Source organism: Leclercia sp. M50 (genome assembly GCF_037150775.1).
Taxonomy (GTDB): Bacteria; Pseudomonadota; Gammaproteobacteria; order Enterobacterales; family Enterobacteriaceae; genus Enterobacter.
Genome location: NZ_JBBCPK010000141.1, coordinates 1 through 7,929 on the forward strand (window position 1 = coordinate 1; position 7,929 = coordinate 7,929).

At 55.3% G+C, this 7,929-nt stretch carries 4 protein-coding genes and 1 pseudogene; all 5 read right to left on the reverse strand.

The genetic code is table 11. The features are described 5' to 3' along the window. Window positions 1–544 precede the first annotated feature (544 nt). Window positions 545–1,408, reverse strand: a complete 864-nt coding sequence (locus WFM46_RS21705) for a phage tail fiber protein (RefSeq protein WP_231736528.1) — start codon at window positions 1,406–1,408, stop codon at window positions 545–547. 10 nt (window positions 1,409–1,418) lie between these two features. After that, a complete protein-coding gene (locus WFM46_RS21710; RefSeq protein WP_156654757.1) occupies window positions 1,419–1,721 on the reverse strand; it encodes a hypothetical protein in 303 nt (100 codons plus the stop codon). Continuing rightward, a complete protein-coding gene (locus WFM46_RS21715; protein ID WP_156654758.1) occupies window positions 1,721–3,382 on the reverse strand; it encodes a phage head spike fiber domain-containing protein in 1,662 nt (553 codons plus the stop codon). The genes WFM46_RS21710 and WFM46_RS21715 overlap by 1 nt, the downstream gene beginning before the upstream one ends. Window positions 3,383–3,446: 64 nt before the next feature. Then, window positions 3,447–5,888 (reverse strand): phage tail tip fiber protein, encoded by a 2,442-nt coding sequence (locus WFM46_RS21720; RefSeq protein WP_409201138.1) that lies wholly within the window; start codon window positions 5,886–5,888, stop codon window positions 3,447–3,449. Window positions 5,889–5,911: 23 nt separating this feature from the next. Further along, window positions 5,912–7,929, reverse strand: a pseudogene (locus WFM46_RS21725) (host specificity protein J); the annotation flags it as partial.

Below are 7,929 nucleotides of genomic sequence, written 5' to 3' on the forward strand. Positions count from 1 at the left end.
GCTCTGAAAAGCCCAGAGGACTGTAGCGGTGACAGGAGCCCGCTTCGTGTCAGCAGGGACTTAATCCACCTGTTTAGGCCAGCGTCTTCTGCGTGGCGTTGGACGAATGGAGCGCGTAGTAAGTCGGGTTCCGCATACGGAACATACCGCGCCGTGGGGCAGGTTTTGCTCGGGATTAAAGGAGGTGAAAAAGAACCGGTTACTTCTGCAAACAGGACAGATGAATTTCATGACAGGTACGATGCCCCCGGGCCGTTAGCTGTATCAAATTAATAAATATTTTTATATAGCTAACAGTGCCTCAATTCAACATTTCTCAGTATCAATACTTCACACGCAGTTTGACCCTGCCCCATTTCCGCCTGTGCCATTTGGCCGGTCGACATTTTAAAAAGCTGATTTTTAAAGTAATGGCAAATGCTGCCGATATGTTACTTACCTGCGTCATGAACGCAGGATTAATAACAAAGCTAAGGGAGTTATGCCCGCTCCCGTGCGGGCTTTTTTTCTATCCTGAGTTGTTCGCTGAGACAGCTGATGATAATTACGGCTGAACATCCGGCTGTTCTTCTGGGACTGTTTCAGCCATAGCAGCCGCGGCCTCCAACTGGCGCTGATTCCAGATGCTGTCCACCGGCATCTCCACACGGACAGAGACGAACTGATCGACCGGGATATCAACCGGGTCGCCTTCGGAAATCCCGGAGATCTCATTTCTGGCGAACGCCGGAGCATCAGGGTGGGTACGGTGAAAGGTTTTTACCAGCACTGAGCCGTCCGGGTTAACTTTATAATCCAGCCAGATAAGCGGCTGACGGTTACGGTCTTTGGGTATATCGAACCCGCCATCAACCCCACCCCAGGCCGCATCTGAATTGAGCCCTATGCAGCCGCTTATCAGATACTCCCCGACGCCCAGTCGCTCAACTGCGCACCCCTCAGATTCTTCGTTGCAGACTGCGCGGCCGTCATGAAACAGGCGGATGACTGGCGAGGCTGCTTTTAAGGTTCCATCGGCAGCCTGGGTCGTATTCCCTGAGTGATAGAAATTAACCCTCCACTCTTCAGACGCACCAAAGCATGCAACCCCTACAACCTTCCTGTCCCGGTTGAAGTAATTGATCATCCTGATTACTGAGAGGCCGCCTGTTGCAGCAGATGAAGCCCTGAGAACGTGCTTGAGTTCCACGCCTGAGCCACCATACCCGGTGTTCCCGTCATAATATGCGTAATGAGCGCCCTTCTCCTGAGCTGACGTCGGGACAGTAACGACGGGATCACCTATTCCCAGCGTATCGCCCACCGTTATAACCTGCCCCTTCGCTGCGCCAACATCCTTTTTGGCGGCCGTGCCCAGATCCGAAATCTCCGCAGTGGTCAGAGTAATACTGTCTTTTCTGTTTGCCATGATTTAACTCCTAAGCCCAGACGCGAGCCGGTGTTTTCGGTGTAACCACAAAGTCGTTCAGCCCGGATAAATCGAGCGAGTCATTCATGACCCGCAAATTGACGTGATAGCCGGGTTCGGTGGTGTATTTGATAACTTCGTTTACCTCACCGGGATTGATAACTTCAGCAGGAACAGTGATAACGCCGACGATATCCAGGCTGATATCCGGGTGATAAAAGCTGCCATGCCCCTCATCATCCATAAACCCCGCCGCGATTAACTGCGTGCGCATTTCGTCGGCGTCATTAAAGCGCAGATATAAGTCTCTCATTAGCGGAGTCCATTAATTTGGTTATCAGTTAATGCGCGGTGCCAGATGCGCAGATTTCGAATGTAATATACGAACCGGGCAACTGACTGACTTGTATTCCCAAATTTCGTAATTACATTATTGTCAGTATTAGCTCGTGTGCCTGATGTAATCTTGCCATTGAATGACATATACACATTATTACCCGCAACTCTGTATGAAAAAATACTTGCCGTCCCATCTTGTGAGGCAATTTCCAGCGGGGAACTCCTGTAAGAACGGATCATTTTATTCGTATCAAGTCGACAAATGATGTCATATCTAGGACCCTGGACAGATATAGCCTCTGTATAGCCACCAACAGGCATAAATTTTGTCGTTAACTCCACGGCAACGGTTCGGTCAAAAAGCGTGGTAAGAGTTTTATATCCTGCATTCTCCGCTGGGATGACCCAACTATCCGCGGTCCGAGTCACTGCTGCCGCATTTGTAGGGATGTATGAAGTTGGGAAAGGACTGTCTTCTAATTGCGCACCCCAGACATATAAACCGGATACACCGTCACCGGTATAACTCGAAGAAGGTCCATTCCCCAATTGAAGGCGAATAACTGTACTCTGGCTGGCCGCAGCGGTAAATGTCATCCAGACGCGAAAGATACCATTACTGAGAACTTCAAATCCACGGTCGACAAACTGAGCACCATTACCAGTTCCAACCCAGGCACCCGCTACAGGGTCGAAGAAAACACCGGCTGTACTACCAGCTGCGACACGCAGATATAGATTACGTGGATTTGTGTGAGCTTTTACGAAAACCGAATAACAATAAGTTGTGCCTGCTGTTAACGATATATTTCGGTCTTGCGAGTAGTGTTCAGAACTTGCTGTATCCTCAACCAATAACGCCATCGTTTTATCGCCACGAGGCGAGTCGCCGCTATTATTGGTTGTGGTAACTCGTTGCCCCGCCCCCCACTGTTCGGAGTTTGTATATAAATTCGTGGCCTGAGATTCCATTAATAACCCCCCGCGCTCAAAACGCGGTTCGTTAATATCTGCTAAACGCATTGACCCTGACTTATCCATAACTGTTGCAGTGGTTGAACGGGCAAAGGTCGCTGACTTTGTTGGTAGCTCCAGTACCTGCCCGGAAATCGTCAGCCGGTCATAAGGCGCGGAACCCGCCAGCAGGCGCATGTCATCATTCAGCGGTAACCAGACGTCAGGGAACGGAGCCTCCTCGTAAGGTACAGACGTCAGCAGCTGTGCCGCAGCCAGTGATGCTGCGGCGTTCGTTTCGCTGGTTTTGGCGTTATTCTCTGAAGTCTTCGCGTTCGTCTCAGACGTTTTCGAGTTGGTTTCTGAAGTTTTGGCCGCGTTCTTCGACGAGAGAGCATTCCCCTCAGACGTTGCCGCGTTCGTGGCGCTTTGTGCTGCTGCATTTTTTGAAGCAAGAGCGTTTGTTTCGCTGGTTTTGGCTGCGGCGGCGCTGGCTCCTGCCGCACCCGCCTGGGCGATCAGCTTCGTCCAGCTGGGACCCGTCTTTTTCGAGCCGTCTGCCAGGGTTACGGTGACATCACCGGCACCCGATAAAATAAGGTCCTGGTTGATGATACTGCTTTGCGCCAGGCGAAACCCTTCCGTGACGGCTTTCGCTAAATCGTCATCAAGTGTGGCCATTCGTGATGTCCTTAAAATGAAAAACCCAGCCGGAGCTGGGTTGGATGGTCTGAGGTTGTAGGGATCAGGAGAAGGAGCCGGTACCGCGGGTCACAGTGATAGTTGGTGCATAAATTGCCACGGTTGCATTACTGGAATTAACGACAATGCTGGCATCAATACGTTGTCCACCCATCCCGGTCGCCGCGTGCCGTGCAGTGAACCATAGCCCACCTACAGGAACGTCATAATTGAACGTACGGACGTTACCCGCGATAGTTACCTGAACGGTGGACGTAACCGCACCTGTAATCCCCCGCACATATATCAATGACTCTACAACGGCGTTTTTATTCAGCCCGTTATTGCTGGAGTCGGTGTATGCCATGGCTACACTGGTAGAAACGGCATTGTTAGACCGGTTGCTGGAGTCGGGATACACCCCTGTGTTGGCGACATCCCCAATGAAAGATGTCGCTTCAACCGTGCCCCTGAAGCTCCCGCTGGTCGCCTCAACTCTGCCTCTGAAACTCCCGTCGGTGGCATAAATCGTCCCGCGAACGGTCACGCCGTTAAACGTGGCATACCCGGATTTATTGATATGCCAGCCGACATTACCAGTCCCGTCCCAGTTGCTGGACTGGATATAATTGCCAATCTTGCCGTTGTCGATGGAACCGTCCTGGATGAACACCGAACGCATGAACATCTGGCCGCCGGTCGAAGCAAACACCAGCTCCTGCCCGTTCGTCGTTGGGTTATAAACCGCGAACGTATCGGCAGAAATCAGGAAGTTTGAGGCCCCTGTACCGTCAATGCCCAGCTGAATACCCGCGATGCGTTTGACACCGTTCGCTTCCACCTGGACTTTAACGCCCCATTGGGCCGAGAGCTTGCCGTTGATATCAACAACAGCCTGGCTGGTCGTCTGGACGTTAGCGTTGGTTTGCCCAATCGACGCAGTCACCTGCTGGATACTGGTCGCCGTGGCGCTCTCCAGATCCGTAACAGCTTTATCAATGCGCGTAATGGCGGCGGCGTTGGTCTGGCCGTTTTGTTCAACCGTGGCCTTAAGCGTCGTGACCTGTTCGGCTACAGCGCTTGTGGCATCCGCGGCGGTCTTCCGGGTCTCGGTAATATCGGCCTGCGTTTTGGTTTCGCCAACGGCAAACGTGACGCGCTGATCCGAAAACGCAAAGAAGTTGGCAATGGCGTTGCTGACGCTGCCGACAATGCCTGCGTCGCGGCTGGCAGTGTTACCGTCCACATCCACTTTCAGGCTGTCGATACGACGCCCCAGCGCGGAGTCACCATCCGTACGGGCCGTGATTTCCGTGCTGATGTCAGCCGTGTTCTGGTCGGTAGTAGCCTTGACCGCAGCCAGCGCGGTAGTCTGCGCTTTGTTGTTATCGGCGACGGCTTTATCGATGCGCGTGATATCGCCGGAATTTTTCCCGACGGTGGTCTGCAGGCCCGACAGCGTGGTGGCCTGCGCCTCCTGCTCAGTCGTCAGCGTTGCCAGCTCCTGCGTTACAGCAGCTTTGTTGGCATTAACGGTCGCTTCCAGCGCCGTCCGGGCTGTAACCTCCGCTTCCTGCGCCGTGATGCGCGCCTGGCGTTCGGTGTAGAGCAAGCCCGAGGCCAGCTTCGACGGGTCATCACCGGTGTAGCCGCCACGGATCTGCGCCGCCAGCGTCTCGCGCGCTGTGGCTTCCGCCTGGTCGCCAGCAACACGTGCTGTCGTTTCCTGCTGCAGCGCCGCCATCCCGGCCCCCGGTGTTGGCCGTCCGACCGCCACCCAGTCAATCAGGTAATAGTTCGTCGCGTCCTGTTTAGTGGACAGGTCCAGCCTGAACTGATTCATCGTGGTTTCGGTCAGCCAGGGGATGTTGTCGAACTCCACAGTTGCGATACCGTTCGCGTCATAGGCAGGCTCGGCGACGGTGAACATGTTGGTGTCGTTGAAACCACCCGTACCACGCCACCGCAGCTGCCCCGTCCAGCCCGGCGCACCGAATTTCCTGATGCGCAGTTTGATGAAGCGATAGGACGAGGAGTTGATGGCCAGTGAGCCCGGGGATGCCACCCACGGATCGGTGGCATGGTTCGCTGGTCGAATCCACCCGTCAACGATTGTTGGGGTCCCGTTCCCGGTCCAGCCCTCTACCGTCGAATCGAAGTACCAGATTTTGGCCGGGTCGAACTGCGAGCCGGTACCTGCAGAAATTTGCCCAATCTGCTGCGCCAGTGACTCGGTGGTGGTCTGGATCGTCTGATTGACGTTGCTGATATCCGCGACGCGCTCGTTCTTCTCTGTCAGCAGCGCCTGCCCCCGCGCCGCTGCCTCGTCGGTGATGGCTTTCTTACGGTCCGTGACCTCCTGCGCCAGGCCCGCTTTAGTCGCCGCCGACTCTGTCGTAACTGCGGTGATGTCGTCGCGCGCCGACTGGATATCTTCACCGAGATCGGCAATGTCCGACACGAGGTTTTTGTAGCCCTCGGTCTGTTCAAGCGTGTCGCCGATCATGTCGAGATAATCACCGGCTTTCGAGCTGGACTGTCCTGCCGCCCACTCTGTCCAGTCGCCGGTGTTGCCGATACGATCCACCAGACGGGCGCGGTACCACTGACTGACGCCCGCCCGCATCGGGCCATGCTGGTAATGCGTGGCCGGATACGGCACCAGAGCCAGTAATTGCGGGTTAGCCTTGTCTTCTGTGGTGGCGCGCTGAATCTCGGTGTATGCCGTATCACCTGAGCCATCCGGGAAAGCCCAGGTAATATCGATAGCCCAGACAACATCGTCCGTGGCGGCCAGTGCCTGCGGCGTTCCAGGCCTGCCGTTTTTGCCCGTAAGATACGTGGTATCAGCATAACCCCACGGCGAGCTTGAATCCTGAGCGTTCAGCGCACGCACCCGCACGTCATAACTCCCGGTGTAAATCCCCTGCACCGTAAATCCCTGGGCGCTGCTCACCGGAACGTTTATCCAGTCGCCATTATCCTTGCGCCATTGCGCCTGGTACCGGATAGCACCATCCACCCGATCCCAGGAAGCATTCATGGTGGCAACGGTAAGTCCCTGCTCGATATGGTCGGTTTCGGTGAGGGTGATGTTTTTCGGTGCCGGCAGAACGCTTACCGGCGTGACGGTGACTGGCGCTGGGGTAATGCGCACACCGTCATCGATATAGCGGTATTTATTCGGGTCATGCTGAACTGCGGTGATCGTGAAACCACCGTTGCTGTCGTCGTTCGCCCGGATGGATGTCACACGAAAATACTGGATAGCCAGGTTGTCGCTGTCGATGGCCCACACTGCACCGGACTCAGGCAGCAGCCTGAAGGGGGTGGTGACCGTCACCGTCTGTTTGTCCGCGCTGATGGATGCGATTGTCCGCGTCTGCGCCTTGCCGTCCGGCAGGTTGACCACCAGGCGGTCGCCGGCGGCGTAGTCAGCAGGGCGATCAAGCGTGACATTACGCCCGCTCACCGCCCGAATACGCCCGCCGTTTTGCCTGCCGGCACGGAACGGATCCGCGATACCGATAATTTCTGCAGGCAGGGGAATATAACCGTCCAGCCCAACGCCAAATGACACCGTTCCGTCGCGCGCATTAGACAGCAGCGCCCAGCGGCCCCGGCGGTGCGCTTCACTCTGGGATGTGCAGCCAATCGCCGTCATCGACATCTGGTTGACCTTGTACCGCTTCACCAGGTCGGAATCGTAGACACTCTCAACAGTATCGCTGTAATGATTCTGCGGGTCAGACCAGGACACCAGGGCAGACGAGTAGCGGTTTTTGTAGCTGCCGCCGCCGTAGGTAAACAACCCGTCGATCACGTTCGAGGCATGGTAGGTAAAATCAACCTCATCCTGCGGCACATCCGCGCGCACGTAAATCTGGTCGTTGCCCCAGAAGGTAATCCCCCGGAATATCGCTGCCAGATCGCTGAGAACGGTGTAGGCGTCCTGCTGGCTCTGGATGTAAACGTTGCAGGTAAAGCGCGGCTCGGTACCACCCGCCCCGTTCGACACCTTCTGGTCACAATACTGCGCAATGGCGTACAACTCCCACTTATCGATCATGCCTGCATCGATGCGCGTACCCATGCCGTAAATCTCATCCAGCACCAGATCGTAAAATACCCAGGCCGGGTTGTTGGTGTAGGCCATTTTGAAGCCACCGGACCAGGTACCGCTGTAGGTGCGCGTAACCGGATCGTAGGAGTCCGGCACGCGTACCAGTTTCCCCTTCGGCCTGCAGGTCACCTTCGGCGCGCCATTGGTAAACTGGCTGGCATCGACCTCGATATACAGCAGCGCCGTATTGGGATAGCGTAACTTGCTGTCGATCACCTCAGCAAACGAGAACACCTTGAAGGCGTTTATCAGTTTTGAGTTCCCGATGGAATCAGGCGTGATACGACGTACCCGCACAGCCCAGCCAGTAGTGGCCGCTGGCAGATCAATGCGGAGGTCGCGCTGGTATTCCGTGGTTGTCTTTCCGTCGAATTTGCCGTTAACCACCGTCTGCCAGGCAGCACCATCAGTCGAGAGATCAACG